We start from the raw sequence: 26,347 nt of genomic DNA, 5'->3' as shown, positions 1-26,347 counted from the left end.
TAAGCAGGACGATTATTTTGGCAAGGATTCCCTATGTTTGACCCTACTCTGCTCATTCTCCTGGCACTCGCCGCGCTGGGTTTTATCAGTCATAACACCACCGTCGCCATCTCGATTCTGGTGCTGATTATCGTACGCGTCACGCCGTTAAATACCTTTTTCCCGTGGATAGAAAAGCAAGGCCTCACCATCGGGATAATCATTTTAACCATCGGGGTGATGGCGCCCATCGCCAGCGGTACGCTTCCCGCCTCAACGCTGCTGCACTCGTTTGTCAACTGGAAATCGCTGGTGGCTATCGCGGTAGGTGTTTTTGTCTCATGGCTCGGGGGGCGCGGCGTTACGCTGATGAGCAGCCAGCCTTCGCTGGTTGCGGGTCTGCTGGTGGGCACGGTGCTGGGCGTAGCGCTCTTTCGCGGCGTGCCGGTGGGCCCGCTGATTGCAGCCGGGCTGGTCTCCCTGTTTATCGGGAAGTCGTAGTCAGGCTAGCCATGTAACGCGCCGGCGTCTGACCCAGCCCCTTCTTAAACATGGTAATAAACGCGGTGGTCGAGTCATAACCCAGTGACTGCGCCACCTGCTGTACCGATTTCCCGCCGATCAAATGCTGTAACGCCACAATAAGCTGCAGCTGGTGACGCCAGCGACGAAAGCTTAATCCGGTCTCTTTTACCACCAGTCGCGCCAGGTTGCGTTCGCTCATGGCGAAGTGGCTTGCCCATTGTGCCAGCGTCTGCCAGGCCGCGGGCTCTTCAGCCATCTTCTCGCTCATCAGCCGGATTTTTGGATGGGGCGAGACGGGTAACTGTAAATGCTCCTGACGCTGGAGCGGCAGTTCATCAAACAGGACATCGACCAGTCGGGATGTGGCCGCAAGCTGAAGCTGTGCCTGCGATTTTTCTGCCAGAGATAAAATGAGCTCCCGCACCAGAGGGGACATTTTCAGTGTACAACAGCGGTCGGGCAGACTGGCGGCACCGGGCTCAATGAACAAAAAGCAGAGCTGCGCCCCCGGCGTGGCCCTGTTACTGTGCGGCATCTGCCCGGGGATCCAGACCGCGTACTGGGGCGGTACCATCAACATGGCATTTTCCACTTCACAGGTAATCGCGCCGCCAAGCGCCAGAATCAGCTGTCCCTTGCGGTGATGATGCAGGGGAATATATTGTTCCTCCGCCACCACACGGATGCGAAAGGCGACGGCCGCATCATGCTGGCTATCAGGATCGTAGCCGTCCAGTCCCAGTCCAATCATCATGTTGTCCGATTTTAGCGATAAACTGTCATTTTAGCCTGATTTCAACCGCCGGGAAAATCGGTATTGTGTGCGCTCGCTTGAACGTATGAGAACATAATGACTACTGCTATTCGCACCTCAGGAAAACACGGCGCGCTGTTGATTGCAGGCATCCTGATGATCGCCACCACGCTTCGCGTCACCTTTACCGGCGCAGCCCCGCTGCTGGATACCCTTCGCCTTGATTATGGCTTAAGCACGGCGCAAACCGGTCTGCTGACCACCCTGCCCCTGTTGGCTTTTGCCCTGATCTCCCCGCTCGCCGCAGGTCTGGCCCGACGTATTGGCATGGAGCGTAGCCTGTTTATCGCCCTGTTGCTGATTTGCGCCGGAATAGCCATTCGCTCCCTGCCTTCCGCTGCCCTGCTTTTCATCGGCACGGCAGTGATTGGCTGCGGGATCGCGCTTGGGAACGTGCTGTTACCAGGTTTAATTAAACGTGACTTTCCGGGCCAGGTGGCGAAACTCACCGGTGCCTATTCCCTGACGATGGGGGCAGCCGCCGCGTTAGGATCGGCGCTAATCGTGCCGCTGGCCCAGGGTCATGCGGGCTGGCAGGGCGCGCTGCTGATGCTGATGGTGTTTCCGCTGCTCGCCTTGCTGCTCTGGCTGCCGCAGTGGCGTCAGAAACATGTTGCGACGGTAACAGGCGCAGGCGCGTTACATAACCGCGCAATCTGGCGTTCTGCTCTCGCCTGGCAGGTGACGCTCTTTCTGGGGATTAACTCCCTTATCTATTACGTCATCATCGGCTGGCTGCCGGCGATACTGCTTAGCCACGGCTACAGCGAGGCGCAGGCAGGTTCGGTGCATGGTCTTTTACAGCTGGCGACAGCCGTGCCGGGACTTGCCGTTCCGCTGATCCTCCATCGGCTGAAAGATCAGCGGACGATCGCCGGTGCAGTGGCGCTGATGTGCGCGGTAAGCGCAGCGGGATTGTGGTTTATACCGGATATGGCGGTGATGTGGACGCTGGTGTTTGGCTTTGGCTCCGGGGCAACGATGATCCTCGGCCTGACGTTCATCGGTCTGCGCGCGAGCTCTGCGCATCAGGCGGCGGCATTGTCCGGTATGGCACAGTCTATCGGCTACCTGCTCGCTGCCTGCGGACCGCCGTTGATGGGTAAAATCCACGATTCGGTAGGAGACTGGCGCATCCCCCTTCTCGCCTGTGCGCTGGCCGCGATCGTCATGGCCGTCTGCGGGATACTTGCCGGGCGCGACCGGGAAATCGCGCCCCGCTAAACACGAAGGCAGACCATCGGGTCTGCCCTGTTTTAGCCCCGCGCCGCGCGAAGCATTGCCTGTACGAGAACCACCGGACGTCCTTCCAGCGCAGCACGCTCGTGCTGGAACAAAGTGATCACAAAGAACGGGTGGGTTATCAGCTCCGCCGCACGGATTTCCCCCTGTTCGTCCCAGCCCGTCACGCGCATATCACCGCTCTCCAGCGCCTGAGCAAATTCCGGCGACACACCATAGTTGCAGTGATATCCCTCTTCAATTTCGGGTTTGCCGTAGGCTTTGGCGATCAGCGTATTGCTGCGCAGTTCAATGGCATCGGATATTTCCACCAGCGAGCAGGTCAGCGGCGCGATCACCATAGTGCCTTCGGTATCCGTCTCAGCATGTGCCGCATCGTGCCAGCCCAGCACGTTACGGGCATACTCAATCAGCGCATGCTGGAACCCACCGCAGGTCCCCAGGAACGGAATACTGTTTTCACGGGCGTAGCGTGCGGCGATAAAGGCGGCCTCTGTGTTTTTATAGGGGCTCGCAGGAACCAGCCAGATGGCATCGTAGCCCACCAGATCCTCAGAACTGGTTAATTCCGGGGTAGCAAGCCAGTCGTAATCGGCGGTGAGGTCAAGAACGGCCGCAGCATCGTCAATGGCCAGCGGGATCGCCTTGTGTGCAATAACATCAGGATTGTAATCGCCAACCAGCGCAATGCGGAGCGTCGTTTTAACCGGGAGGTGTTCCATGAAAGTTTCCTTATGCCAGAGTATTATCAGATAACATAAGGAACCTCAGACTACCGATCTTCTGCAATTATCACAATACCTTAAATTGGGAGGGTGGAATTATGATTCAGTGCAAACGCGTCTATGAGCAGGCAAGCCAGGACGATGGCTATCGGGTGCTGGTGGACAGACTCTGGCCGCGCGGGGTTAAAAAAACGGACCTCGCCCATGACGAATGGTGTAAAACACTCACGCCATCGAACGCATTACGTCAGGAGTATCATAGCGAAGCTATTGATTTTTCGACTTTCAGTAAAGCCTATCAGGAGGAACTGGCGCAGCATAAGGACGAGGGAAGGCGTCTTGCGGCGCTGGCACACAAGCAGACTCTCACCCTCCTCTATGGCGCGAAAAACACGGAACAGAATCACGCCCTGGTTTTAGCCGACTGGCTACGCCATTTGTGATCAGCTGATTGTCAGCTCATCCCGCATTTGCGGGGCTTGATCAGGGGTGAGCGGCATCAGATGTTCGGCGCGAACAAACGCAAAGCCGTGCTGATTGTCAAAGGCGTAGACGTCTCCGGTGACCAGCCAAAGCGCGCGATCCGCACTTGCGGGTAATTGCGTCATCACGCCGTTAACCGGGTTTACAAAACGCAGGCCAGGCTGGCAAAGACCAAACAACTCAACAGATTTACCAATATTGCGACGGCCAGACGCCGTGCGGGCACCGATGATCATCGCCATGCTGCCCGGTTTAAGCTGAAACATACTTCTCTCGCGGTAACAGTAGCCAGATACTGGCTAAGAATAATCCTAAAGAGAAGTGTATCGCAGCACCTGCCCCTCTGTCACCTGGTGGGTTGCGGATGATCGCGACGATAGAGCGTCCATTCGTCGATCACTTCACCACCCGGCAGCTTGCACTCGGTACGAACACCCTGCGGGCTTTGAATCGGGATCTGTTCCCCGCCCTTTTCCAGACAGTAAACGGAAGCCGGGTTCGCCATACCTACGGCCTGTGGCGGTTTGGGCGCATCGGGTGGGGTTGTTTTTGCGGTACAGGCGACCAGGGGAAGCGTCAGCGCCAGAAGCAGAAATCTCATCGCATCGATCCTTGTGACATCATCTTTGCCTAAGGGTAACGGCTCAGCGCCGCTTTCTCCATATATAAAATTTTCTGCATTCATGTTTTACTATGCCTGAAGCCTAAGAATTCAGCATAACATGCAGATGCAGACGTCTTCTGCCTGGGAGTCTTTCTACGTCATGTCGGATATTATCCTTGCCCGTGTTTCAGAAACCCTCGTTACTGAGCAATCCCTTGAAAGTCTCGTTCGTCAGCTGCTGGAGATGCTGGAAATCGTCACCGATATGGAGTCGACTTACCTGACGAAGGTGGATATCCAGGCGCGGCTGCAGCATATCCTTTATGCCCGAAACAGTAAGCAGATGACGATCCCGGAGGGGCTGAGCGTGCCCTGGGATGAAACGCTGTGTAAGCGCGCGCTGGATAGCGACACCATCTTCAGTAACGATGTCCCCGAGCGCTGGCCGGAGTGCGAAGCGGCGAAAGCTCTCGGTATTACCACTTACATGAGCATTCCGGTTCATCTCGCCGATGGCTCGCTTTACGGTACGCTTTGCGCCACCAGCACGGCTAAAAAGCCGCTCAGCGAGCGCGGTGAACAGATGTTAAAATTATTCGCCGGGTTGATTGGTCAGTACATTCAGAAAGAATCTCTGGTGAACCAGCTTCGGGAAGCCAACGCGGCGCTCATCGCACACTCTTATACCGATGCCCTTACCGGCCTGCCCAACCGTCGCGCCATCTTTGAGGATCTGACTACTCTGTTTTCCCTGGCTCGGCACCTGAAACGTAACGCCATCATTGCGTTTATCGACCTGGACGATTTTAAACTGATTAACGATCGGTATGGGCATGAAGCAGGCGACCTGTTCCTGATTGAAGTGGGCAAGCGTTTGACCGCAGAAAAACAGCAGGACGATATCATTGGTCGGCTGGGCGGCGATGAATTTCTGGTGGCCTCTCTGAGTCATGTCGACAATGAGGAGCACATGAATCAGCTTAAAGCGCGCTTCAGCGCCCGCATTGCAGGGGAATACTGGCTGGGTAACATTAACCTTATTTATCCGGGAGCCAGCCTCGGCGTCATCGAAGTGGACCCAGACGTAACCGATCCGGACAGCGCATTACGTGCTGCTGATGTGGCGATGTATCAGGATAAGAAAGGAAAAAGCAAAACACGCTTTCTCGCGATGGATTAACCCCGTACACTCTACGGCGTTATAAAAAGAAAAAGGTGATGATATGAGAATAGGGATCCTCTTCCCTGTCGTTATTTTTATAACGGCGGTCGTGTTTCTGGCGTGGTTTTTTGTCGGTGGTTACGCTGCACCGGGGGCATAAATGAGAAAAACCACGCTCATTATGTTAATCATCGCCATTGTGGCCTTTGCTGGCACGCAGCTTGGCTGGTGGTGAACCCGTGATGTAAAAAGGCCGCCATCCGGCAACCTTTTTTAACGCTTCAGTTTTAACTTTTGATCTTTCTGTAGATAAACAGCACAACCAGCGCGCCGATCACCGCAACCGCAAAGCTGCCGAAGTTAAAGCCATCTACTTTCCCGAAGCCGAACAGCGTACTGATCCAGCCGCCGACTACCGCGCCGACAATACCCAGTATTACGGTGACGATAAACCCACCGCCATCTTTGCCCGGCATGATCCACTTCGCCAGAATACCCGCAATAAGCCCAAAGATAATCCAGGATAAAATTCCCATAACTTTCCTCTCTGTATGGTTTTTGTCATTAAATCAACGACACAAAAAAGGATAGCACAGGATTTGAGAAAGGAAATTTGTGATAAGCCTCACACTGGCCGGATGCGCATTTTGCCATCAAAATGCCCTTCCCCAGGAAATGTGGGGTTGCATCTTTTGTTGAGAAAGATTATCTTTCTCAACACTGAATAGTTGAGAGAAATACTCAGGTATTCAGTACGACATTGCTCACATTGCTTCCAGTATTTCTTGCCCACGCTTTCGTGGGCTTTTTTTTGGGTTATACCCCAACAAAAGCGTGCCGGTTACGGCCTCCGCGTTTTGCCTGATAGAGCGCCTGGTCCGCGGCAATAATAATATTCTGCTGACTGCCCGCGATGTCGACAGCACGCGCAGTGGAGATGCCTACACTCACCGTGACCCGCCCGAAAGGACTGAACGCGTGTTCAATGTGGAGTGAGAAGACATTGCGAATAATCGCCTGTGCAAGGCGGAGCGCCTCCTGGATATCCGATTCAGGCAATATCAATGCAAACTCCTCCCCGCCATATCGCGCCACAAGCTGGTTGTCGCGAGTGAGGCTTTCCCTGAGGCAGTTTCCCAGTAATGCCAGACACCTGTCCCCTTCCGGGTGACCATAGTTATCGTTGTACTTTTTGAAGTAGTCCACATCCACGAGGAGGAGCGAAATCGGCGCGTCCTCTGCCGCACACATCGCGATGTCGGAGAGAATTTTTTCATCGAAAATACGTCGGTTATAAAGCCCGGTCAGGGCATCCTCCGAGGCAATAATCTTTAGCGCTTTGTTATCCCGTGTTTTTCTGGATAAGTCGGAATACAGGAAATAAGACGCCACGATGAGTATCGCGGTAAAAACGAAAATAAGTAAGGCAAGCTGAATCGCCTGCTTGCGCCAGGGGGAAAGGGCTTCATCCGCGCTGACCGCCACCGTCGTGACCAGTCCGTAGCGGCTGTTTTTCTCATAGGCATAAATGCGTTCGATTTTATCAAACCGGGAAACGGAGCTGGCTATCCCTGTATTTTGTACTTTCAGGTATTTCCTGAAGAGAGGTGAATCAGAAAAAATCGTGCCGATATAGGTATTTTTAAAGGGGTAGCGAATCAGTAAAACGCCTGTTTGTGTCGTTAAGCCAATAACGCCTGCGTGTCCGATATTGATCTGTCCATAAAGGGCCAGAAAGTTTTCGATACCCAGGGTCACCACCACGACGCCGTTAAATGCCCCCGTGTGAGTCTCAAGGCGTCGGCTAATGGTAATAACCCATTTACCATTGGTTCTGCTTATCACTGGCTCGCCAATAAATATCTGCTGGCTTTTATTTTCCTTGTGATAGACAAAGAATGACCGGTCCGCGCCTTTACGGGGACCTGCAAAACTTTCGTGCAAGGCGGTGAAGATATCCCCCTGCGCATCATAGACAACCACATTATTAATCTGGGTAAGAAGGTTATCCTGATTGCTTATCATTCGCTGAATATTGGTCGCCTGTTGCGGAGTCATGCCATAAATTTCAAGGGTGTCGGAAACGGTGGTAATCAACATTTCACTTTGGCGTATGATCCCTTCTGTATAGACATTCAGGGTATGGCTCAGGTTGGCAACGCTGGTATTGATCTGCTGGATTGACTGCTGTCGGGAGGTTGCAATCTGCACGGCAAGCGACAATGAAATGATCAACGAGACAATGATGACGGTAATGGTTGTTGTGTAAAAAGTATTTTTGACATGCACGAGCTTTTCCACCTTATCACGCCTGACATTCCTGGCTGACAACTCTTGTCACTGTAACAAAGCTCAGGTTAAGAGGAAAATGAATTGCACTTAAGCATAGTTCATCCACCTGGATTAGGCTGACTACCCATATTATCGGGGTTGTAGCAAGCCCAGCCTGTGATAAGATTTGAAAAATCAGGGAGCGGACAAGGTATCTGGAAAATGAAAAAGATCGTTGCCGTTACTATCGTTTCAGCGTTTCTGGTCTTTCTGTCTCTTTATACGGTCAATGCGGTTATCATGGGCCAGCAGAAAAGCAAACTGCGTGAGATTTCCCAGACCCTTTTACAGTATTCAGAAGGCCTGTCTCAGAGCGTGGCGCAGACACTCAAAGGCCTGACCACTCAGGGATGCGACAAAGCCAGCCTTGATCGCTACAGACAGATTAAGCTCGACAGCCTCTATTTTGCAGACATCGGTTTTATAGAGCAGGGAAAAATAATCTGTACCGCTTTTTGGGGAAAACTCGCTAACCCAGTCCCCCTGCCAGCAGAGCTCCATAAAACACCCAGAGGATTCCTGCTCGCGCAATTTTCCAGAAAAGATTTTTTCACGGGCAATGCGGCCATCTACAATAATCTTATTATCTTCTCCTCCCGCTACGCTTACGATAAATTCACCCCGGTTACCAACAATTACTCCCTCAGCGCAACCACCAAAGACTTTGCCAGAATATTTTTTTCAGCAACCCATGAGGTAAAAGAACAGGATGGGGTACATTCCACGTTATTTACCCTCACCCTCACACAGTGCAGCGCTTCCTGGGATTTATGCGTCATTGTGAAGCATCACCATGCAGGACTGGCCTCGTTATCTCCCGCGGTGTTTGCCTTTCTCGTGGCTATTTTATGTTTTATCTGGATTGCGATAACGTTATTTTTCTTTCGACTCAATGAAGACCGCTTTTCACTGGAACGGACGTTGGTTAAAGCCGTCTTAACCAACACTATTGGCGTTCACTACCAGCCCATAATTCGCATTCAGGATAGCAAAATAGTGGGCGTGGAGGTTTTATCGAGATGGCGCGACGCAAAACACGGTGACGTCTCGCCGGAATTGTTTATTCCATTAATCCAGAAAATTGGTTTGTATAAAAAATATTATACCCATATTCTTGAGAAATCCCTTAAGGACATCGCACCGCTGGTGCTTAAGCATCAACTGGTCGTTTCGCTCAATGTTGGTCGAATGGAAATTGAAGATGGACAATTTATCAGCATTTTGCGCCGTGGATGTTTAGCCAACAACATTCCGCTGTCTCTGATAAAAGTCGAACTCTCTGAAAAAGCCGTTTCCACCGCGAATATTCTGGAGGGCTTCTGTCAGAAGTTAAAGTCCCTTGGTGTCAGAATATCCATTGATGACTTCGGTGTGCAAAACTCCAACCTGGCCAGGCTTTCGCTTCTTGAATATGATGAGATCAAAATCGACAAGTCGCTGGTCGATGGCATCAGTGAGCATTATAAGCAGAACATTTTTGTGATCTTTAGCGACGCCCTCGCAAAACTGAATAAAACGCTGGTTTTCGAAGGCGTTGAGAACGAAATACAATTCCGCTTTATTGCTGAACGATATCCTGAGGCTCTGGTTCAGGGATGGTATTTTTCAAAATCTGTTTCCCGCCGTGAGCTTGCGAAGCGGCTCCTGGGTCTGGCGCGGTAGGCTATTCATTTCCCCACTGATTAAGGAAGTTCGCAATATCATCAATACGTTTAGCATGAACCCCGGCTTCACGCGCCATCTCTTGCTGAGCTTCCTCATCAATCTCCTCATTATTTGATAACCGCGTGAGCAGCAGCTGGAAATAATGCGCCAGTGGGTCCTGCTCTGACTCACTGACAGGCTTTGCGGCTTCCGTCGCGTATTCTTCGACGATGTCATAATACTTCAATGGGATGTCGTTATTCATAACTGTCTAAACCTCTCAGGATGAAGCCACAAGTATATCGGACGACGCACGGTTGACCAACGCGTTGCTTCAGATAAGCAGCGCAAGCAGGGCGGCAAGCGCAGGTAAAGCCTGAACATACAGAATCTTCCGGCTGGCGGTCACTGCGCCAAAGAGACCGGCAATCAGCACGCAGGCCAGGAAGAAGATGGCCACATGAACACCCTCTTCACCGAGCCAGAGGCTCCAGAGCAAACCCGCCGCAAGAAAACCGTTGTATAGCCCCTGATTCGCGGCCAGCACGCGGGTTTCACGCGCAAATTCCGGGCTGAGATTAAACGCCTTATGCCCGGTTCTGGTGTCCCACAGAAACATTTCCAGCACAAGGATGTAAAGATGGATAAATGCAACGACAGCGATAAGAACAGTGGCTAGCATCGTGTTATTTCCTGCAGGCAGAGGCAAAAAAAACGGGAACCCTCAGGCCCCCGCTCTTGTTTAACCCAGAGTCTGGATTACATGTTCGCGATGATCGCGTCGCCAAACTCTGAACATTTCAGCAGTTTAGCGCCTTCCATCAGACGTTCGAAATCGTAAGTTACGGTTTTGGCGTTGATCGCGCCTTCCATACCTTTCACGATCAGGTCTGCCGCTTCGAACCACTCCATATGACGCAGCATCATCTCTGCGGACAGGATGATAGAGCCTGGGTTCACTTTGTCCTGACCTGCATATTTAGGAGCAGTACCGTGGGTCGCTTCGAACAGAGCGCACTCGTCACCGATGTTTGCACCAGGGGCGATTCCGATACCGCCAACCTGTGCTGCCAGGGCGTCAGAGATGTAGTCACCGTTCAGGTTCATACAGGCAATCACGTCGTATTCAGCAGGACGCAGCAGGATCTGCTGCAGGAACGCATCGGCGATCACATCTTTAACGATGATCTCTTTGCCGGTGTTCGGGTTCTTAATCTTCTGCCACGGGCCACCGTCGATCAGCTCACCGCCGAACTCTTCTTTCGCCAACTGGTAACCCCAGTCTTTGAAGGCACCTTCGGTGAACTTCATGATGTTGCCTTTGTGAACCAGAGTCACAGAGTCACGGTCGTTGGTGATCGCGTATTCGATAGCCGCGCGCACCAGACGTTTAGTCCCTTCTTCGGAGCATGGCTTGATGCCGATACCGCAATGTTCAGGGAAGCGAATTTTCTTCACGCCCATCTCTTCGCGCAGGAATTTAATCACTTTTTCTGCGTCTGCAGAGTCTGCTTTCCACTCGATGCCCGCGTAGATGTCTTCTGAGTTTTCGCGGAAGATAACCATATCGGTCAGTTCAGGGTGCTTAACCGGGCTTGGGGTGCCCTGATAGTAACGCACCGGACGCAGACAGACGTACAGGTCCAGCTCCTGACGCAGTGCCACGTTCAGGGAGCGGATACCGCCGCCGACTGGGGTGGTCAATGGGCCTTTGATAGCAACGCGGTAGTCGCGGATCAGGTCCAGCGTTTCTGCTGGCAGCCAGACGTCCTGGCCATAAACTTGAGTCGATTTCTCACCGGTGTAAATTTCCATCCAGGAAATTTTACGCTCGCCTTTGTAGGCTTTCTCAACAGCGGCATCAACCACTTTCAGCATTGCCGGGGTAACGTCTACACCGATACCGTCACCTTCAATGAACGGGATAATCGGATTGTGAGGAACGTTAATCTTGCCGTTTTGCAGGGTGATCTTTTTACCTTCCGCCGGAACAACTACTTTGCTTTCCATTAACCTCTCCTTCGAGCGCTTCTGGTTGTTACTGATCTTATGTTAATAAATTGTAATGAGCCCTTCGATAGTACCTGAATGTCCTGCGCCATGAAAGGTCTTCGTTATTAGGCTATAATGCGGCAATTGATAACGCCTGAAAATACCATGAAGAAAACTTCTTTTACAAAACACCGGGTTGAGCGATTCAGCTCGCGACAAGCCGCCAGAAGACCGCAAGAAACCCAGCCGAAGCGGGTTATTTTGTTCAATAAACCCTACGATGTTTTGCCGCAGTTCACCGATGAGGCCGGACGCAGCACGCTGAAGGATTACATTCCCGTTCAGGGCGTGTACGCCGCCGGGCGTCTGGACCGGGACAGCGAAGGACTTTTAGTTTTAACCAACGACGGCGCTCTGCAGGCAAAGCTCACACAGCCGGGAAAACGCACGGGCAAAATTTACTTCGTGCAGGTCGAAGGCGAACCGGACGAAGAAACGCTGGAGAAATTACGCCGTGGCGTAACGCTGAACGATGGCCCAACCCTGCCTGCAGGTATTGAACGCGTGAATGAACCGGAGTGGCTATGGCCGCGCAATCCGCCCATCCGCGAACGCAAATCCATTCCGACAAGCTGGCTCAAAATCACCCTTTATGAAGGCCGCAACCGTCAGGTTCGGCGCATGACCGCTCACGTCGGCTTCCCTACTCTGCGTCTGATTCGCTACGCCATGGGCAGCTACACCCTGGAAACGCTGGCAAACGGTGAATGGCGAGACGTTACCGCTTAAGGAGTCACTATGTTTAAACCTCATGTTACGGTCGCCTGCGTGGTCCACGCCCAGGGTAAATTCCTTGTGGTCGAAGAGAGCATTAACGGTAAAGCGCTGTGGAACCAGCCAGCCGGGCACCTTGAAGCCAATGAGACCTTACTGCAGGCAGCAAAACGCGAGCTGTGGGAAGAGACCGGCATACACGCTGAACCCCAGCACTTTATCCGACTGCATCAGTGGATTGCGCCCGATAGCACCCCGTTCCTGCGCTTCTTGTTTGCCGTCGAGCTTAGCGAAATGTGCGCCACAGAGCCGCAGGATGACGATATCGACCGCTGCCTGTGGGTGACTGCCGAGGAGATCCTTAACGCGCCAAACCTGCGCTCGCCGCTGGTTGCGGAAAGCATTCGCTGCTGGCAGTCTGCTGGCCGCTTACCGCTGGAAGTCATCGGCGCATTTAACTGGCCGTTTACAGAGGGTGCCAATGGTGGGGGGGCGTGATAGAATACGCCGCCTTGAAGTTCAATGTCGTGAGTATTCCATGTCAGATAACAGCCAGAAAAAAGTGATCGTCGGCATGTCCGGCGGTGTCGATTCCTCCGTTTCCGCCTACCTGTTACAGCAACAGGGCTATAAGGTGGAGGGCCTGTTCATGAAGAACTGGGAGGAAGATGATGGCGAGGAATACTGCACTGCCGCTGCGGATCTCGCCGATGCGCAGGCCGTGTGCGATAAGCTCGGCATTGAACTGCACACCGTTAACTTTGCTGCAGAATACTGGGATAACGTCTTTGAACTGTTCCTGGAAGAGTACAAAGCGGGGCGCACCCCGAACCCGGATATTCTGTGCAACAAAGAGATCAAATTTAAAGCCTTCCTGGAATTCGCTGCGGAAGATCTGGGCGCAGACTACATTGCGACCGGCCACTACGTGCGTCGTGCAGATGTGAATGGCAAAAGCCAACTGCTGCGCGGTCTGGACGGCAACAAAGATCAGAGCTACTTCCTTTATACCCTGAGCCACGAACAGATCGCCCAGAGCCTGTTCCCGGTTGGCGAGCTGGAAAAGCCGCAGGTACGTAAAATCGCGGAAGAGCTGGACCTGATCACCGCAAAGAAAAAGGACTCTACCGGCATCTGCTTCATCGGTGAGCGCAAATTCCGTGATTTCCTTGGCCGCTACCTGCCTGCACAGCCGGGTAAAATTGTCACCGTTGATGGCGATGAGATCGGCCAGCACCAGGGGCTGATGTACCATACTTTAGGCCAGCGCAAAGGTCTGGGTATCGGTGGAACCAAAGATGGCAGCGAAGATCCGTGGTATGTGGTCGACAAAGATGTCGAAAACAATATTCTGGTTGTCGCCCAGGGGCACGACCATCCGCGTCTGATGTCCGTTGGCCTTATCGCGCAACAGCTGCACTGGGTCGATCGCGAGCCGCTGAAAGGCACGCTGCGCTGCACGGTGAAAACGCGCTACCGTCAGACCGATATTCCTTGCACCGTTACCGCGCTCGATGACGATCGCATTGACGTGCGTTTTGACGAGCCGGTTGCCGCCGTCACCCCGGGTCAGTCTGCTGTCTTCTACAGCGGCGAAATCTGCCTGGGCGGCGGGATCATTGAACAGCGCCTGCCGCTGCCCGCTGTTTAACAGAGTGCACACATAAAGGAGACCATGTGGCGAAGAACTACTACGACATCACCCTGGCGCTGGCAGGAATTTGCCAGTCTGCCCGTCTGGTGCAACAGCTGGCGCATCAAGGTCATTGCGATGCCGATGCCCTGCACGTTTCACTCAACAGCGTTATCGACCTTAACCCCGGTTCAACTCTGGGTGTATTTGGTGGGAGTGAAACCAATCTTCGTCTCGGTCTTGAAACCCTGCTTGGCGTGCTTAACGCCAGTAGTCGTCAAGGGTTAAATGCAGAACTGACCCGCTACACCTTAAGCCTGATGGTACTTGAGCGTAAGTTGAGCGCGGCGAAAGGCGCGCTCAATACCCTGGGCGATCGTATCGGCGGGCTCCAGCGTCAACTCGACCATTTTGATCTGCAATCCGAAACGCTGCTGAGCGCGATGGCCGGTATTTACGTTGATGTCATCAGCCCGCTGGGCCCACGTATTCAGGTCACCGGATCCCCTGCCGTGCTGCAAAGCCCACAGGTGCAGGCAAAAGTACGTGCGTCCCTGCTGGCAGGGATCCGCGCCGCCGTGCTGTGGCATCAGGTTGGCGGTGGCCGTCTGCAGTTAATGTTTTCTCGTAATCGCCTGACCACTCAGGCAAAACAAATTCTTGCTCATTGTTAACCTCCCGGAGTTGCGAATTATGGAATTATCCTCACTGACCGCCGTATCCCCTGTCGATGGACGCTACGGCGATAAAGTCAGCGCGCTGCGCGGGATCTTCAGCGAATATGGTTTGCTGAAGTTCCGTGTTCAGGTTGAAGTACGCTGGCTGCAGAAGCTGGCCGCCCAGGCAGCAATCAAGGAAGTTCCTGCTTTTGACGAAAAGGCAAACGATTACCTTGATAAAATCGTTGCTGAGTTTAGCGAAGAAGATGCCGCGCGCATTAAGACCATTGAACGCACCACCAACCACGACGTGAAAGCGGTTGAGTACTTCCTGAAAGAGAAAGTGGAAAGCGTCCCTGCCCTGCACGCGGTGTCAGAGTTCATTCACTTCGCCTGTACCTCTGAAGATATCAACAACCTGTCTCACGCGCTGATGCTCTCTACCGCGCGTAAAGAGGTTGTGCTGCCTTACTGGCGTAAGATCATCGACGCGGTGAAAGCGCTCTCCGTGGAATACCGCGACATTCCGCTGCTTTCCCGTACTCACGGCCAGCCAGCCACCCCTTCCACCATGGGTAAAGAGATGGCGAACGTGGCGTACCGCATGGAGCGCCAGTACCGCCAACTGGAACAGGTTGAAATTCTTGGCAAAATCAACGGTGCAGTCGGTAACTACAATGCCCACATCGCCGCTTACCCGGAAGTGGACTGGCACCAGTTCAGCGAAGAGTTTGTCACCTCCCTGGGTATTCAGTGGAACCCGTATACCACGCAGATTGAACCGCACGACTATATCGCTGAGCTGTTTGACTGCATCGCGCGCTTCAACACCATTCTGATCGACTTCGATCGTGACGTGTGGGGCTACATTGCGCTGAACCACTTCAAGCAGAAAACCATCGCCGGTGAAATTGGTTCTTCCACCATGCCGCATAAAGTGAACCCAATCGACTTCGAAAACTCCGAAGGCAACCTGGGCCTGGCGAATGCCGTGCTGCAGCATATGGCGAGCAAACTGCCGGTATCCCGCTGGCAGCGTGACCTGACCGATTCCACCGTGCTGCGTAACCTGGGCGTGGGCATTGGCTACGCGCTGATCGCTTACCAGTCCACCCTGAAAGGCGTGAGCAAACTGGAAGTGAATCGCGATCGTCTGCTGGACGAACTGGATCACAACTGGGAAGTGCTGGCGGAGCCGATTCAGACCGTGATGCGTCGCTACGGCATCGAAAAGCCGTATGAAAAACTGAAAGAGCTGACTCGCGGCAAGCGTGTAGATGCTGAAGGCATGAAACAGTTTATTGACGGTCTGGCACTGCCAGAAGAAGAGAAAACGCGCCTGAAAGCCATGAAGCCGGCGAACTACATTGGCCGCGCCATTACCATGGTCGACGAGCTGAAGTAACACCCCTTCCCCCCTTTCCGCCCGGAAAGGGGGTTGCTTTTCCCCGGTTTACTGAATGTTTATCCCCACGGCAACATAATCAGCGTTAAACTATTCGTACTACATATTCTGGGAGAAAAGATGATGCGCGTACTGGTTGTTGAGGATAACGCATTGCTACGCCACCACCTGAAGGTTCAGCTTCAGGAGATGGGACATCAGGTGGACGATGCTGAAGATGCAAAAGAAGCCGATTATTATCTCAATGAACATCTGCCGGATATCGCCATTGTCGATTTAGGCTTGCCTGATGAAGACGGTCTGTCGTTAATTCGTCGCTGGCGCAGCCATGATGTTTCTCTCCCGGTGCTGGTTCTGACCGCCCGCGAAGGCTGGCAGGACAAAGTTGAAGTGCTCAGCGCCGGTGCGGATGATTACGTCACCAAGCCGTTCCATATTGAAGAAGTGGCCGCGCGCATGCAGGCGCTATTACGCCGCAACAGCGGGCTGGCTTCACAGGTTATCTCCATTCCGCCTTTCCAGGTGGATCTCTCCCGACGCGAGCTCTCGATTAACAATGAAGTGATCAAGCTGACCGCATTCGAATACACCATCATGGAAACGCTGATCCGTAACAGTGGCAAGGTTGTGAGCAAAGACTCCTTAATGCTCCAGCTCTACCCGGACGCGGAGCTGCGCGAGAGCCATACTATTGATGTGCTGATGGGGCGTTTGCGTAAGAAAATTCAGGCGCAGTACCCGCAGGATGTGATCACGACCGTCCGCGGCCAGGGCTACCTGTTTGAATTACGCTAAATGAGACAGATTTTGCGCCATATTCTGCCCCTCTCACTGCGGGTTCGTTTTTTGCTGGCAACGGCCGCAGTGGTGCTGGTGCTGTCGCTCTCCTACGGTATGGTCGCCCTGGTGGGTTACAGCGTCAGCTTCGATAAAACAACTTTTCGACTGTTACGTGGCGAAAGTAATCTGTTTTACACTCTGGCGAAATGGGAAAACAACCGTATCAGCGTTGAAATGCCCGAGAACCTGAATCAACAGAGCCCTACTTTAGCCCTGATTTACAACGAAAAAGGGAAGTTGCTGTGGGCGCAAAGAGATATCCCGTGGCTGGTTAAAAGCATTCGTCCGGAGTGGCTTAAAACCAATGGTTTTCATGAGATAGAAGCCGATCTTAACACCACCAGCTCGCTGATTCGCGAAGATCGCTCTATGCAGCAGAAACTCAATGAAATCCGCGAGGATGATGCCGAAACGGAGATGACGCACTCCGTGGCGATTAATATCTACCCGGCGACGATGAACATGCCGCAGTTGACCATTGTGGTGATCGACACCATTCCTGTCGAGCTCAAGCGCTCCTACAGGGTCTGGAGCTGGTTCGTTTATGTTCTGGCCGCTAACCTGCTGCTGGTAATCCCGCTGCTTTGGGTGGCGGCGTGGTGGAGCTTGCGCCCCATTGAATCCCTGGCGCGAGAGGTGCGCGAGCTTGAGGAACACCATCGCGAAAAACTCAATCCGGAAACCACCCGTGAGCTGACAAGTCTGGTACGTAATCTCAATCGCCTGCTGAAAAGTGAACGTGAACGCTATGATAAGTACCGTACAACTCTGACTGACCTCACTCACAGCCTGAAAACACCGCTGGCCGTGATGCAAAGTACCCTGCGTTCAATGCGCAGTTCAAAGCTGAGCGTTGATGATGCCGAGCCGGTGATGCTGGAGCAGATCAGTCGAATCTCACAGCAAATTGGCTATTACCTGCACCGCGCCAGTATGCGTTCCGGCAGCGCGCTTCTGAGCCGCGAGCTGCACCCGGTGGCACCGCTGCTGGATAATCTTACGTCCGCCCTCAACAAGGTGTACCAGCGTAAAGGGGTGAACATCAGCCTCGATATCTCGCCTGAGATAAGCTTTGTCGGCGAAAAGAATGACTTCATGGAAGTCATGGGCAACCTGCTGGATAACGCCTGTAAATACTGCCTGGAGTTTGTGGAAGTGTCTGCGCGTCAGACGGATAACGAGTTACATATTATCGTTGAAGATGATGGCCCGGGGATCCCGCGCAATAAACGTGATGTGGTGTTCGATCGCGGCCAGCGCGCCGATACGCTGCGCCCCGGCCAGGGGGTGGGGTTAGCCGTCGCACGTGAAATTGTCGACCAGTACGATGGAAAAATTGAAACCAGCGAAAGTTTGCTGGGCGGCGCCAGAATGGAAGTGATTTTTGGTCGCCAGCAGCCCACATCGAACGATAGTTAACCCGTTATGTGAAAAATGCGAGGATCTCGCAGCCGGGGGGCTGAGCTTCCGTTATAATCCGTGTCAGTAAGAACCTGCGGAATAAAAAAATATGGATTATCACTTAACGCTTAACTGGCCCGAGTTTATTGAACGTTACTGGCAAAAACGCCCGGTGGTTCTGAAACGTGGGTTCAGCAACTTTGTCGACCCTATCTCGCCTGACGAACTGGCCGGTCTGGCCATGGAAAACGAAGTCGACAGCCGCCTGGTCAGTCACCAGGACGGGAAATGGCAGGTCAGTCACGGTCCTTTCGAAAGCTATGATCATCTCGGTGAAAACAACTGGTCGCTGCTGGTGCAGGCCGTCAACCACTGGCACGAACCCACTGCCGCGCTAATGCGCCCGTTCCGCGCCCTGCCCGACTGGCGGATGGACGATCTGATGATCTCCTTCTCCGTTCCGGGTGGCGGCGTGGGTCCGCACCTGGACCAGTACGACGTGTTTATTATTCAGGGTACGGGTCGCCGCCGCTGGCGCGTGGGCGAGAAAGTGCCGATGAAACAGCACTGTCCGCATCCGGACCTGCTTCAGGTGGATCCGTTTGAAGGGATTATTGATGAAGAGCTGGAGCCAGGCGATATTCTCTACATTCCGCCTGGGTTCCCGCATGAGGGTTACTCCCTGGAAAACTCGCTCAACTACTCGGTTGGGTTCCGCGCACCAAGCGGTCGCGAGATGATCAGCGGCTTTGCCGACTATGTTCTGCAACGCGAGCTGGGCAGCTATCGCTACAGCGATCCGGATGTGCCTGCGCGCGAACATCCGGCAGATATTCTGCCAGCAGAGCTGGACAAGCTGCGCGGTATGATGCTGGATCTGATCAACGAGCCGGAACATTTCAGACAGTGGTTTGGCGAGTTTATTAGCCAGTCCCGCCACGAGCTGGACGTGGCGCCTCCGGAGCCGCCTTATCAGGCTGACGAGATTTATGATGCCCTTCAGCAGGGCGACAAGCTGGTTCGTCTGGGCGGGTTGCGCGTGCTGCGCATCGGTGAAGAGGTCTTCGTCAATGGCGAGAAGCTGGATTCCCCGCACCGTCCTGCACTGGAAGCGATTGCCAGCCATATGGTTCTGACTGCTGAAACCTTTGGCGATGCGCTGGAAGATCCCTCATTCCTCGCCATGCTGGCCGCGCTGGTTAACAGCGGGTATTGGTTTTTTGAGGACTGAGTCTTGAGATGTGCCGGGTGGCGGCTTCGCCTTACCCGGCCTACTTTTCGATCTTAGGCCCGGTAAGCGCAGCGCCACCGGGCAATGTCTCACCGCTTCGCGGTTAACTCCGCTATGCGCACAATCACCTTCACCGCTTTTTCCATTCCTTCCAGCGTCACAAACTCATGCTTGCCGTGGTAGTTGTAGCCACCGGTAAACAGGTTCGGGCACGGCAATCCCATAAATGACAGCTGCGAACCGTCGGTACCGCCACGAATCGGTTTTAAGATCGGTTCAATATCGCAGTCGCGCATTGCCTGCCGGGCGATATCAATTATGTGCGGATGCGCCATCACCTTCTCACGCATATTGTAATAGCTGTCTTCGATGATGAGTTCAATGTAGCAGTCAGGATGCAGCCCTTTGCCTACCTTTTTGGCGATCTCCATCATCTTACGCTTGCGCGCTTCAAAGGCTTTACGGTCAAAATCGCGCACGATGTAGTGCATCTGGGCGCTATCCACGGTGCCCTTAATGCTGGTCAGGTGATAGAAACCTTCATACCCGTCTGTCATCTCCGGGCTCTCTTGCGCGGGGACTTCAGCATGAATACGCGACGCCAGCGACAGCGCATTCACCATCACCCCTTTGGCTGAGCCGGGGTGAACGTTGTTCCCGACAATTTTAATGGTGACCGAAGCGGCGTTAAAGTTTTCATACTCCAGCTCGCCCACGCCACCGCCATCGACGGTGTAGGCCCACTGCGCGTTAAAAGCCTCCACATCGAAATGTTTCGCGCCTTTCCCCACCTCTTCGTCCGGCGTGAAAGCAACCCGGATATCCCCGTGCGGAATGTTTTTGCCTTTCAGCACCGCCAGCGCCGTCATGATCTCCGCGATCCCCGCCTTATCATCCGCGCCCAGCAGCGTTTTCCCGTCGGTGGTGATGAGCGTCTGACCGAGCAGCTGGTGCAGGACCGGGAACATCACGGGAGAGAGCACTTCGTCGCCAATGCCCAGCGCAATATCACCGCCGCGGTAGTTTTCAACAATCTGCGGGTTCACATGTTTACCGCTAAAATCCGGAGAGGTGTCGACATGGGAGATAAAGCCAATCGCCGGGATATCACCCGGGACATTCGCCGGCAGCGTCCCCATCACAGTGCCCTTTTCGCTTAACGTGACGTTAACCAGCCCCATGGCGTCGAGCTGCTCTTTAAGCAGGTTTAATAACTTCCACTGGCCTTCGGTGCTTGGCACCTGGCGGAAACCCGGTTTAGATTGGGTATCCAGCGAAACGTACTGTAAAAAACGCTCAAGTAATTTATCCATGCAGTCACCCTCACTTTTTGTGACAACATTATCAATAAGCATCAAAACGCAAATATTGCGTCAGGTCACTTTTATCCCGCAAACGAGAATATTTTCCGTTTATATCGTTCTGCGTTAGTAAATGTAGCTTATGAATCAGTGACAAGGATTGGCGATTCCCGAGGTTTGCCGTAGAATGTCCGCCCTCATTACGAGTCACCAAGGTGGTTACACACAAACCCCGCTTCGGCCTGCTGCCTGAGGCGTCTATATGGGACAGTGCAAAAATTGAATACACAACCCCGTTCTCGTTCACCGCTGGTGCAACTTGAACGAATTCGTAAAAGTTTTGATGGCAAAGAGGTCATTTCCGACCTCAATCTGACCATCAATGACGGCGAGTTTCTTACGCTGCTTGGCCCCTCCGGCTGCGGCAAGACAACCGTACTGCGCCTTATCGCCGGGCTGGAAAGCGTCGATAATGGCCACATCCATCTTGAGAACCAGGACATAACCCAGGTTCCTGCCGAAGATCGCCACGTCAATACCGTCTTTCAGAGCTATGCCCTGTTCCCGCACATGACCGTGTTTGAGAACGTGGCGTTTGGCCTGCGGATGCAAAAAACGCCGGCCAGCGAGATCCCCCCGCGCGTCACGGAAGCCCTGCGGATGGTGCAGTTGGACGAGTTTGCTCAGCGAAAACCCCACCAGCTCTCCGGCGGTCAGCAGCAGCGCGTGGCCATTGCCCGCGCCGTGGTCAATAAACCGCGCCTGCTTCTGTTAGATGAGTCGCTTTCCGCGCTGGACTACAAACTGCGCAAGCAGATGCAGAACGAGCTGAAGGCGCTACAGCGCAAGCTTGGCATCACCTTTGTCTTCGTCACCCACGACCAGGAAGAGGCGCTGACCATGTCAGACCGTATTGTGGTGATGCGCGATGGCAAAATAGAGCAGGACGGCACGCCGCGTGAAATTTACGAAGAGCCGAAAAACCTGTTTGTCGCCAGCTTCATTGGCGAAATCAATATCTTTAATGCCACGGTGATTGAACGTCTGGACGATCGGCGCGTGCGCGCGAACGTGGAAGGACGTGAATGCAATATCACCGTGAACTTCGCCGTCGAGAAGGGACAAAAACTCAACGTCCTGCTGCGTCCTGAAGATCTGCGTGTCGATGAAATTCACGGTAATACCGAAGCCGAAGGGCTTATCGGCTATATCCGCGAGCGCAATTACAAAGGGATGACGCTGGAGTCCGTCGTCGAACTGGAAAATGGCAAAATGGTAATGGTCAGCGAATTCTTTAACGAGGACGATCCTGACTTCGACCACTCTCTCGACCAGAAAATGGTTATCAACTGGGTAGAAAGCTGGGAGGTTGTACTGGCTGATGAAGAACACAAGTAAATTCCAGAAGGTGGTGATTACCACTATCGTCGGTTGGCTTGTGTTATTTGTCTTTTTACCCAACCTGATGATCATCGCCACCAGCTTTCTGACCCGCGACGATGCCCACTTCGTTAAGCTGGTCTTTACGCTGGATAACTACGCGCGCCTGCTCGACCCGCTCTATTTTGACGTGCTTCTGCACTCGCTGAATATGGCGCTGATTGCTACCGTCGCCTGCCTGCTACTGGGGTATCCTTTCGCATGGTTCCTGGCCGGGCTGCCACAAAAGGTGCGCCCGCTTTTGCTGTTTCTGTTGATCGTGCCGTTCTGGACCAACTCGCTGATTCGCATCTACGGGTTAAAAATCTTCCTGAGCACCAAAGGCTACCTCAACGCGTTTCTGCTGTGGCTGGGGGTGATTGATACCCCTGTACGCATCATGTTTACTCCGGGTGCGGTGGTTATTGGCCTTGTCTATATTCTGCTGCCGTTTATGGTGATGCCGCTCTACTCCAGCATCGAGAAGCTCGATAAACCGCTGCTGGAAGCGGCAAAAGATCTGGGTGCTAACAAGCTGCAAACCTTTATCCGCATTATCATTCCACTGACCATGCCCGGCATTATCGCCGGTTGTCTGCTGGTGATGCTCCCGGCAATGGGGCTGTTCTACGTTTCAGATCTCATGGGCGGGGCAAAAAACCTGCTGATTGGTAACGTGATCAAGAGCCAGTTCCTGAACATCCGCGACTGGCCGTTCGGATCCGCGACCAGCATTACGCTGACGGTGGTAATGGGGCTAATGCTGCTGGTCTACTGGCGCGCCTCACGGTTGCTGAATAAGAAGGTGGAACTCGAATGATCGGTCGACTGCTTCGCGGCGGTTTTATGACCGCCATTTACGCTTACCTTTATATTCCGATTATCATTTTGATCGTGAATTCGTTTAACAGTTCACGCTTCGGCATCAACTGGCAGGGCTTTACCACCAACTGGTACAGCCTGCTTATGAATAATGACAGTCTGTTGCAGGCCGCTCAGCACTCGCTGACGATGGCGATTTTCTCCGCCACCTTCGCCACGCTGATCGGTTCCCTCACCGCGGTGGCATTGTACCGCTATCGCTTTCGCGGTAAGCCGTTCGTCAGCGGCATGCTGTTTGTGGTAATGATGTCGCCGGATATCGTGATGGCGATTTCGCTGCTGGTGCTGTTTATGCTGCTGGGCATTCAGCTTGGCTTCTGGTCGCTGCTGTTTTCCCACATCACCTTCTGCCTGCCGTTTGTGGTGGTTACCGTCTTTGCACGTCTGAAAGGGTTTGACGTGCGTATGCTTGAGGCGGCGAAAGATCTGGGGGCCAGCGAGATGACCATCCTGCGCAAAATCATTCTGCCGCTTGCGATGCCGGCGGTAGCCGCAGGATGGCTACTCAGCTTTACGCTGTCGATGGATGACGTGGTTGTTTCTTCGTTCGTGACCGGGCCGAGTTACGAAATCCTGCCACTGAAGATCTATTCGATGGTCAAAGTCGGCGTCTCACCTGAAGTGAACGCGCTGGCGACCATTCTGTTGGTGTTTTCGCTGGTTCTGGTGATTGCCAGCCAGATTATTGCTCGTGATAAAACAAAATCTCAGGGGACAATGAAATGAAAAAAATGCTCGCCGCTGCGGCACTGGTACTTGGCATGGGTGCCGCGCACGCTGATGACGGTAAAACGCTCTACTTCTATAACTGGACCGAGTATGTGCCACCGGGCCTGCTGGAACAGTTTACGAAAGAGACGGGCATCAAGGTCATCTACTCGACCTACGAGTCGAATGAAACCATGTATGCCAAGCTCAAAACCTACAAGGACGGCGCATATGATCTGGTGGTGCCGTCTACCTACTTTGTCGACAAAATGCGCAAAGAGGGCATGATTCAGAAGATCGATAAAACGAAGCTCACTCACTTCAACAATCTCGATCCGGAGATGCTCAACAAGCCGTTTGACCCGAATAACGACTACTCCATTCCTTACATCTGGGGCGCAACCGCAATTGGTGTCAACAGCGAGGCTATCGATCCGAAAACCGTTACAAGCTGGGCCGATCTGTGGAAACCGGAATACAAAGGCAGCCTGCTGTTAACCGACGACGCGCGCGAAGTGTTCCAGGTAGCGCTGCGTAAGCTCGGCTACTCCGGCAATACGACGGACCCAAAAGAGATTGAAGCGGCCTATAACGAGCTGAAAAAGCTGATGCCTAACGTGGCGGCATTTAACTCTGATAACCCGGCAAACCCGTATATGGAAGGCGAAGTGAATCTGGGCATGGTGTGGAACGGCTCCGCGTATGTTGCCCGTCAGGCCGGTACGCCGCTGGAGGTAGTGTGGCCGAAAGAAGGCGGGATCTTCTGGATGGATAGCCTCGCGATCCCTGCCAATGCCAAAAACGTGGAGGGTGCGCTGAAGCTGATTAACTTCCTGCTGCGCCCGGACGTGGCGAAGCAGGTTGCCGAAACGATTGGCTACCCGACACCGAACCTCGCGGCACGCAAGCTGCTGAAGCCTGAAGTGGCTAACGATAAGTCACTCTATCCGGATGCCGACACCATCAGCAAAGGGGAATGGCAGAACGACGTTGGTGACGCCAGCCGCCTCTACGAAGAGTATTACCAGAAACTAAAAGCGGGCCGATAAACGGCATCGCGCTATTCCTCACGCCGTGCGAACGGCGTGAGGAAGCATTAACTGGCCGCATTCTCGCCAGCCCAAATCGTCGCCCTTCTCATCGCCTCGACCACATCATCATCCGATAGCCCCAGTGCGTGACTCAGTCTTGTCGCCTCCTCCCACTGCTGCTGCTCGTAGTAACGACAGAGTGCGATCATATCAGCTAGCTGCCCCTCCTGATGGCACAGTGCGTTGCTCACGCTCTGCGGCACCGCAATCTGCTTCATCAACTCGGTCATCGGCAGTTCAAGGAGAGTATCCAGCAGCGAGAACAGGCCGCACAGAAAGGCATTTTCAGCCAGCGTTGGTTCGTTCATCGCCTCTGCGATCAATTCACAGAATTTCCCACGCATCATGCTCAACGGATAAAGCTCGCTAACGGTGTCATTGTCCGCACTCGCCAGGACCACGACGGCAACGAACCGTCTCAGCTGATTCTCCCCAAGATAGCGGAGTACCTCACTCAGGGTTAACTTGCTGAAATTACAGGCACCAACATGTTTAAATGCCGTGTGCTTCATGTAGCGCATAATTTTCCAGGAGAGGGTGAGATCACTTTTTATCAGCGATTCGATAATGCGATAATCAGGTTTATTACGTCCGATTTCCATTTGCAGGCGGAAAATCGCAAGCTGATTTTGCGATAAGCGTTTATATTTAATCATCTCCGGACGGCAGAAAAAATAACCCTGAAACAGAGAAAACCCTTCATCTCTGAATCGAATAAATTCCTCTTTAGTCTCAATTTTTTCAGCGAGATATTTTATATGTGCGGTCTCTTTTTTACGCGATGCCAGATACTGTTTAATTTGCGCTAAGGTATAATTTCTGACATCGAATTTCAGAACCGAAATATAAGGTAAAAACGCATCCCATTCAGGAGCGAGGGTGAAATCATCGAGCGCGAAGTGGTAGCCGTGCGCATTCATCTCTCTGACGGCCTGCAACAGCTCAGCCCCCGGAACCGCATCTTCCAGTATCTCAATGACCACGCTCTCTTTATCGAGCGCTTCTCCGCTCCGGTCGATGACCATCCGGGAGGGAAAATTAATAAACGACGTGTGCTCCCCGGCGATCCGTTGCGCGGGTACACATAAAAACTGATCTGATATCATTCTGGATGTCGCATATTCCGCCGAGACATCCGGAAAACGGTTTGTCATTCCCTCTCTGAAGAGCAGTTCATAGGCGACCGTCTTCATCTCCGGGTTAAAAATGGGTTGTCTGGCGATAAATCCGTACATATCCCATCCTCCTCTACCACTTAATATTTATTAGCATCCTCTTTCTACACGACGATAACGAGCATTATCGAGCACTATTTTGATTGAATGCACAAAATAAAAGCATCCACACTAATTAACAGGGTTTATATTCTCAGAATTTAAATTAAATACTCCCGGTACTCTACAGAAAGAGAGTGATATATCCGATAAGTAATATGTGCCTGACCGACACGCACACGATTACGGGAGATAAGAATGCAAAACGCCAAGGTCCGAAGATCAAAA

At 53.1% G+C, this 26,347-nt stretch carries 29 protein-coding genes; 18 read left to right on the top strand and 11 right to left on the bottom strand.

Annotated elements, in window-relative coordinates; genetic code table 11:
* Nucleotides 1-33: 33 nt before the first annotated feature.
* Nucleotides 34-480 (top strand): DUF441 domain-containing protein, encoded by a 447-nt coding sequence (locus tag ACOTXR_RS04230; protein ID WP_023332736.1) that lies wholly within the window; start codon nt 34-36, stop codon nt 478-480.
* On the opposite strand, the gene ACOTXR_RS04225 is transcribed toward ACOTXR_RS04230, so the two are convergent.
* Nucleotides 464-1,255 (bottom strand): AraC family transcriptional regulator, encoded by a 792-nt coding sequence (locus tag ACOTXR_RS04225; protein WP_023332735.1) that lies wholly within the window; start codon nt 1,253-1,255, stop codon nt 464-466. The two genes, ACOTXR_RS04230 and ACOTXR_RS04225, sit on opposite strands and share 17 nt — an antisense overlap.
* Nucleotides 1,256-1,354: 99 nt before the next feature.
* Between ACOTXR_RS04225 and ACOTXR_RS04220 the strand changes: the two genes are divergently transcribed.
* Entirely contained in the window at nt 1,355-2,542 is a 1,188-nt protein-coding gene (locus ACOTXR_RS04220; RefSeq protein ID WP_014883437.1) for a CynX/NimT family MFS transporter, read from the top strand.
* A gap of 32 nt (nt 2,543-2,574) precedes the next feature.
* On the opposite strand, the gene ACOTXR_RS04215 is transcribed toward ACOTXR_RS04220, so the two are convergent.
* On the bottom strand, nt 2,575-3,282 hold the full coding sequence (locus ACOTXR_RS04215) for a CTP synthase C-terminal region-related (seleno)protein (RefSeq protein ID WP_023332733.1): 708 nt from the start codon (nt 3,280-3,282) through the stop codon (nt 2,575-2,577).
* A 101-nt stretch (nt 3,283-3,383) separates the two neighbouring features.
* On the opposite strand from ACOTXR_RS04215, the gene ACOTXR_RS04210 reads away from it, so the two are divergent.
* A complete protein-coding gene (locus tag ACOTXR_RS04210) occupies nt 3,384-3,728 on the top strand; it encodes a DUF488 domain-containing protein (RefSeq protein WP_047344170.1) in 345 nt (114 codons plus the stop codon).
* Here the strand turns inward: ACOTXR_RS04210 and ACOTXR_RS04205 are convergent, their stop codons facing one another.
* Nucleotides 3,729-4,034 carry a periplasmic protein gene (locus tag ACOTXR_RS04205; protein ID WP_045269430.1) on the bottom strand — a complete coding sequence of 102 codons (306 nt, stop codon included), beginning with the start codon at nt 4,032-4,034 and terminating at the stop codon, nt 3,729-3,731.
* Nucleotides 4,035-4,114: 80 nt separating this feature from the next.
* Entirely contained in the window at nt 4,115-4,369 is a 255-nt protein-coding gene (locus tag ACOTXR_RS04200; protein ID WP_014883433.1) for a DUF333 domain-containing protein, read from the bottom strand.
* A gap of 163 nt (nt 4,370-4,532) precedes the next feature.
* Here ACOTXR_RS04200 and ACOTXR_RS04195 point away from each other — a divergent pair, with 163 nt between their 5' ends.
* Nucleotides 4,533-5,552, top strand: coding sequence for a sensor domain-containing diguanylate cyclase (locus ACOTXR_RS04195; RefSeq protein WP_058690430.1), 1,020 nt, complete (start codon nt 4,533-4,535; stop codon nt 5,550-5,552).
* Between the two features lie 43 nt (nt 5,553-5,595).
* Nucleotides 5,596-5,694, top strand: coding sequence for a YoaK family small membrane protein (locus ACOTXR_RS04190; RefSeq protein WP_014883431.1), 99 nt, complete (start codon nt 5,596-5,598; stop codon nt 5,692-5,694).
* Between the two features lie 127 nt (nt 5,695-5,821).
* Here ACOTXR_RS04190 and ACOTXR_RS04185 read toward each other — a convergent pair whose 3' ends face one another.
* Together ACOTXR_RS04185 and ACOTXR_RS04180 are read right to left on the bottom strand one after the other, a co-directional pair.
* Nucleotides 5,822-6,070, bottom strand: coding sequence for a GlsB/YeaQ/YmgE family stress response membrane protein (locus ACOTXR_RS04185; RefSeq protein ID WP_008500746.1), 249 nt, complete (start codon nt 6,068-6,070; stop codon nt 5,822-5,824).
* A 280-nt stretch (nt 6,071-6,350) separates the two neighbouring features.
* A complete protein-coding gene (locus ACOTXR_RS04180) occupies nt 6,351-7,835 on the bottom strand; it encodes a sensor domain-containing diguanylate cyclase (protein ID WP_373371628.1) in 1,485 nt (494 codons plus the stop codon).
* 192 nt (nt 7,836-8,027) lie between these two features.
* On the opposite strand from ACOTXR_RS04180, the gene ACOTXR_RS04175 reads away from it, so the two are divergent.
* Nucleotides 8,028-9,527, top strand: coding sequence for an EAL domain-containing protein (locus tag ACOTXR_RS04175; RefSeq protein WP_048996956.1), 1,500 nt, complete (start codon nt 8,028-8,030; stop codon nt 9,525-9,527).
* A gap of 1 nt (nt 9,528) precedes the next feature.
* On the opposite strand, the gene ACOTXR_RS04170 is transcribed toward ACOTXR_RS04175, so the two are convergent.
* The 3 genes from ACOTXR_RS04170 to icd form a co-directional block, all read right to left on the bottom strand.
* A complete protein-coding gene (locus ACOTXR_RS04170) occupies nt 9,529-9,774 on the bottom strand; it encodes a YmjA family protein (RefSeq protein ID WP_058690427.1) in 246 nt (81 codons plus the stop codon).
* Between the two features lie 69 nt (nt 9,775-9,843).
* Nucleotides 9,844-10,191, bottom strand: a complete 348-nt coding sequence (locus tag ACOTXR_RS04165; protein ID WP_014883427.1) for a DUF1304 domain-containing protein — start codon at nt 10,189-10,191, stop codon at nt 9,844-9,846.
* A 77-nt stretch (nt 10,192-10,268) separates the two neighbouring features.
* The gene (gene icd / locus ACOTXR_RS04160; RefSeq protein WP_014883426.1) at nt 10,269-11,519 is read right to left on the bottom strand and encodes an NADP-dependent isocitrate dehydrogenase; all 1,251 of its coding nucleotides are present in this window, start codon (nt 11,517-11,519) and stop codon (nt 10,269-10,271) included.
* 117 nt (nt 11,520-11,636) lie between these two features.
* Here icd and rluE point away from each other — a divergent pair, with 117 nt between their 5' ends.
* From rluE to ACOTXR_RS04120, 8 genes are all read left to right on the top strand, one after another.
* Nucleotides 11,637-12,290 (top strand): 23S rRNA pseudouridine(2457) synthase RluE, encoded by a 654-nt coding sequence (rluE, locus tag ACOTXR_RS04155; protein ID WP_014883425.1) that lies wholly within the window; start codon nt 11,637-11,639, stop codon nt 12,288-12,290.
* A gap of 9 nt (nt 12,291-12,299) precedes the next feature.
* Nucleotides 12,300-12,773, top strand: coding sequence for an NUDIX hydrolase (locus ACOTXR_RS04150; protein ID WP_014883424.1), 474 nt, complete (start codon nt 12,300-12,302; stop codon nt 12,771-12,773).
* Between the two features lie 40 nt (nt 12,774-12,813).
* A complete protein-coding gene (mnmA, locus tag ACOTXR_RS04145) occupies nt 12,814-13,926 on the top strand; it encodes a tRNA 2-thiouridine(34) synthase MnmA (protein WP_014883423.1) in 1,113 nt (370 codons plus the stop codon).
* Between the two features lie 26 nt (nt 13,927-13,952).
* Nucleotides 13,953-14,582 carry a high frequency lysogenization protein HflD gene (hflD, locus tag ACOTXR_RS04140; protein ID WP_014883422.1) on the top strand — a complete coding sequence of 210 codons (630 nt, stop codon included), beginning with the start codon at nt 13,953-13,955 and terminating at the stop codon, nt 14,580-14,582.
* A gap of 19 nt (nt 14,583-14,601) precedes the next feature.
* Nucleotides 14,602-15,972 (top strand): adenylosuccinate lyase, encoded by a 1,371-nt coding sequence (gene purB / locus ACOTXR_RS04135; protein ID WP_421766998.1) that lies wholly within the window; start codon nt 14,602-14,604, stop codon nt 15,970-15,972.
* A gap of 123 nt (nt 15,973-16,095) precedes the next feature.
* Nucleotides 16,096-16,767, top strand: coding sequence for a two-component system response regulator PhoP (phoP, locus tag ACOTXR_RS04130; protein ID WP_014883420.1), 672 nt, complete (start codon nt 16,096-16,098; stop codon nt 16,765-16,767).
* A complete protein-coding gene (gene phoQ / locus ACOTXR_RS04125; RefSeq protein WP_014883419.1) occupies nt 16,768-18,231 on the top strand; it encodes a two-component system sensor histidine kinase PhoQ in 1,464 nt (487 codons plus the stop codon).
* Between the two features lie 91 nt (nt 18,232-18,322).
* On the top strand, nt 18,323-19,444 hold the full coding sequence (locus ACOTXR_RS04120; protein WP_014883418.1) for a cupin domain-containing protein: 1,122 nt from the start codon (nt 18,323-18,325) through the stop codon (nt 19,442-19,444).
* An 89-nt stretch (nt 19,445-19,533) separates the two neighbouring features.
* Here the strand turns inward: ACOTXR_RS04120 and pepT are convergent, their stop codons facing one another.
* On the bottom strand, nt 19,534-20,757 hold the full coding sequence (gene pepT, locus ACOTXR_RS04115; protein ID WP_058690428.1) for a peptidase T: 1,224 nt from the start codon (nt 20,755-20,757) through the stop codon (nt 19,534-19,536).
* 237 nt (nt 20,758-20,994) lie between these two features.
* On the opposite strand from pepT, the gene potA reads away from it, so the two are divergent.
* The 4 genes from potA to potD are packed head-to-tail and all read left to right on the top strand — an operon-like array spanning nt 20,995 to nt 24,803.
* Nucleotides 20,995-22,143, top strand: a complete 1,149-nt coding sequence (gene potA / locus ACOTXR_RS04110) for a spermidine/putrescine ABC transporter ATP-binding protein PotA (protein WP_198923270.1) — start codon at nt 20,995-20,997, stop codon at nt 22,141-22,143.
* Entirely contained in the window at nt 22,127-22,984 is an 858-nt protein-coding gene (gene potB, locus ACOTXR_RS04105) for a spermidine/putrescine ABC transporter permease PotB (protein WP_047027471.1), read from the top strand. Before potA ends, potB begins: the two co-directional genes overlap by 17 nt.
* Entirely contained in the window at nt 22,981-23,772 is a 792-nt protein-coding gene (potC, locus tag ACOTXR_RS04100; RefSeq protein WP_014883413.1) for a spermidine/putrescine ABC transporter permease PotC, read from the top strand. The genes potB and potC overlap by 4 nt, the downstream gene beginning before the upstream one ends.
* On the top strand, nt 23,769-24,803 hold the full coding sequence (potD, locus tag ACOTXR_RS04095; RefSeq protein ID WP_045282227.1) for a spermidine/putrescine ABC transporter substrate-binding protein PotD: 1,035 nt from the start codon (nt 23,769-23,771) through the stop codon (nt 24,801-24,803). The genes potC and potD overlap by 4 nt, the downstream gene beginning before the upstream one ends.
* A 47-nt stretch (nt 24,804-24,850) precedes the next feature.
* On the opposite strand, the gene ACOTXR_RS04090 is transcribed toward potD, so the two are convergent.
* Nucleotides 24,851-26,080, bottom strand: a complete 1,230-nt coding sequence (locus ACOTXR_RS04090; protein WP_058689744.1) for an EAL and HDOD domain-containing protein — start codon at nt 26,078-26,080, stop codon at nt 24,851-24,853.
* Nucleotides 26,081-26,347 lie beyond the last annotated feature (267 nt).

This window comes from Enterobacter cloacae complex sp. IR53030 (assembly GCF_049238365.1).
Lineage (GTDB): Bacteria > Pseudomonadota > Gammaproteobacteria > Enterobacterales > Enterobacteriaceae > Enterobacter > Enterobacter kobei.
This window is presented reverse-complemented; position numbering and strand designations above follow the sequence as displayed.

Bases quoted from the DNA above. Each gene is read 5' to 3' on its own strand.
- ACOTXR_RS04230 (WP_023332736.1), top strand. From the start codon at position 34: ATGTTTGACCCTACTCTGCTCATTCTCCTGGCACTCGCCGCGCTGGGT.
- ACOTXR_RS04225 (WP_023332735.1), bottom strand. From the start codon at position 1,255: ATGATTGGACTGGGACTGGACGGCTACGATCCTGATAGCCAGCATGAT.
- ACOTXR_RS04220 (WP_014883437.1), top strand. From the start codon at position 1,355: ATGACTACTGCTATTCGCACCTCAGGAAAACACGGCGCGCTGTTGATT.
- ACOTXR_RS04215 (WP_023332733.1), bottom strand. From the start codon at position 3,282: ATGGAACACCTCCCGGTTAAAACGACGCTCCGCATTGCGCTGGTTGGC.
- ACOTXR_RS04210 (WP_047344170.1), top strand. From the start codon at position 3,384: ATGATTCAGTGCAAACGCGTCTATGAGCAGGCAAGCCAGGACGATGGC.
- ACOTXR_RS04205 (WP_045269430.1), bottom strand. From the start codon at position 4,034: ATGTTTCAGCTTAAACCGGGCAGCATGGCGATGATCATCGGTGCCCGC.
- ACOTXR_RS04200 (WP_014883433.1), bottom strand. From the start codon at position 4,369: ATGAGATTTCTGCTTCTGGCGCTGACGCTTCCCCTGGTCGCCTGTACC.
- ACOTXR_RS04195 (WP_058690430.1), top strand. From the start codon at position 4,533: ATGTCGGATATTATCCTTGCCCGTGTTTCAGAAACCCTCGTTACTGAG.
- ACOTXR_RS04190 (WP_014883431.1), top strand. From the start codon at position 5,596: ATGAGAATAGGGATCCTCTTCCCTGTCGTTATTTTTATAACGGCGGTC.
- ACOTXR_RS04185 (WP_008500746.1), bottom strand. From the start codon at position 6,070: ATGGGAATTTTATCCTGGATTATCTTTGGGCTTATTGCGGGTATTCTG.
- ACOTXR_RS04175 (WP_048996956.1), top strand. From the start codon at position 8,028: ATGAAAAAGATCGTTGCCGTTACTATCGTTTCAGCGTTTCTGGTCTTT.
- ACOTXR_RS04170 (WP_058690427.1), bottom strand. From the start codon at position 9,774: ATGAATAACGACATCCCATTGAAGTATTATGACATCGTCGAAGAATAC.
- ACOTXR_RS04165 (WP_014883427.1), bottom strand. From the start codon at position 10,191: ATGCTAGCCACTGTTCTTATCGCTGTCGTTGCATTTATCCATCTTTAC.
- icd (WP_014883426.1), bottom strand. From the start codon at position 11,519: ATGGAAAGCAAAGTAGTTGTTCCGGCGGAAGGTAAAAAGATCACCCTG.
- rluE (WP_014883425.1), top strand. From the start codon at position 11,637: ATGCGGCAATTGATAACGCCTGAAAATACCATGAAGAAAACTTCTTTT.
- ACOTXR_RS04150 (WP_014883424.1), top strand. From the start codon at position 12,300: ATGTTTAAACCTCATGTTACGGTCGCCTGCGTGGTCCACGCCCAGGGT.
- mnmA (WP_014883423.1), top strand. From the start codon at position 12,814: ATGTCAGATAACAGCCAGAAAAAAGTGATCGTCGGCATGTCCGGCGGT.
- purB (WP_421766998.1), top strand. From the start codon at position 14,602: ATGGAATTATCCTCACTGACCGCCGTATCCCCTGTCGATGGACGCTAC.
- phoP (WP_014883420.1), top strand. From the start codon at position 16,096: ATGCGCGTACTGGTTGTTGAGGATAACGCATTGCTACGCCACCACCTG.
- phoQ (WP_014883419.1), top strand. From the start codon at position 16,768: ATGAGACAGATTTTGCGCCATATTCTGCCCCTCTCACTGCGGGTTCGT.
- ACOTXR_RS04120 (WP_014883418.1), top strand. From the start codon at position 18,323: ATGGATTATCACTTAACGCTTAACTGGCCCGAGTTTATTGAACGTTAC.
- pepT (WP_058690428.1), bottom strand. From the start codon at position 20,757: ATGGATAAATTACTTGAGCGTTTTTTACAGTACGTTTCGCTGGATACC.
- potB (WP_047027471.1), top strand. From the start codon at position 22,127: ATGAAGAACACAAGTAAATTCCAGAAGGTGGTGATTACCACTATCGTC.
- potC (WP_014883413.1), top strand. From the start codon at position 22,981: ATGATCGGTCGACTGCTTCGCGGCGGTTTTATGACCGCCATTTACGCT.
- potD (WP_045282227.1), top strand. From the start codon at position 23,769: ATGAAAAAAATGCTCGCCGCTGCGGCACTGGTACTTGGCATGGGTGCC.
- ACOTXR_RS04090 (WP_058689744.1), bottom strand. From the start codon at position 26,080: ATGTACGGATTTATCGCCAGACAACCCATTTTTAACCCGGAGATGAAG.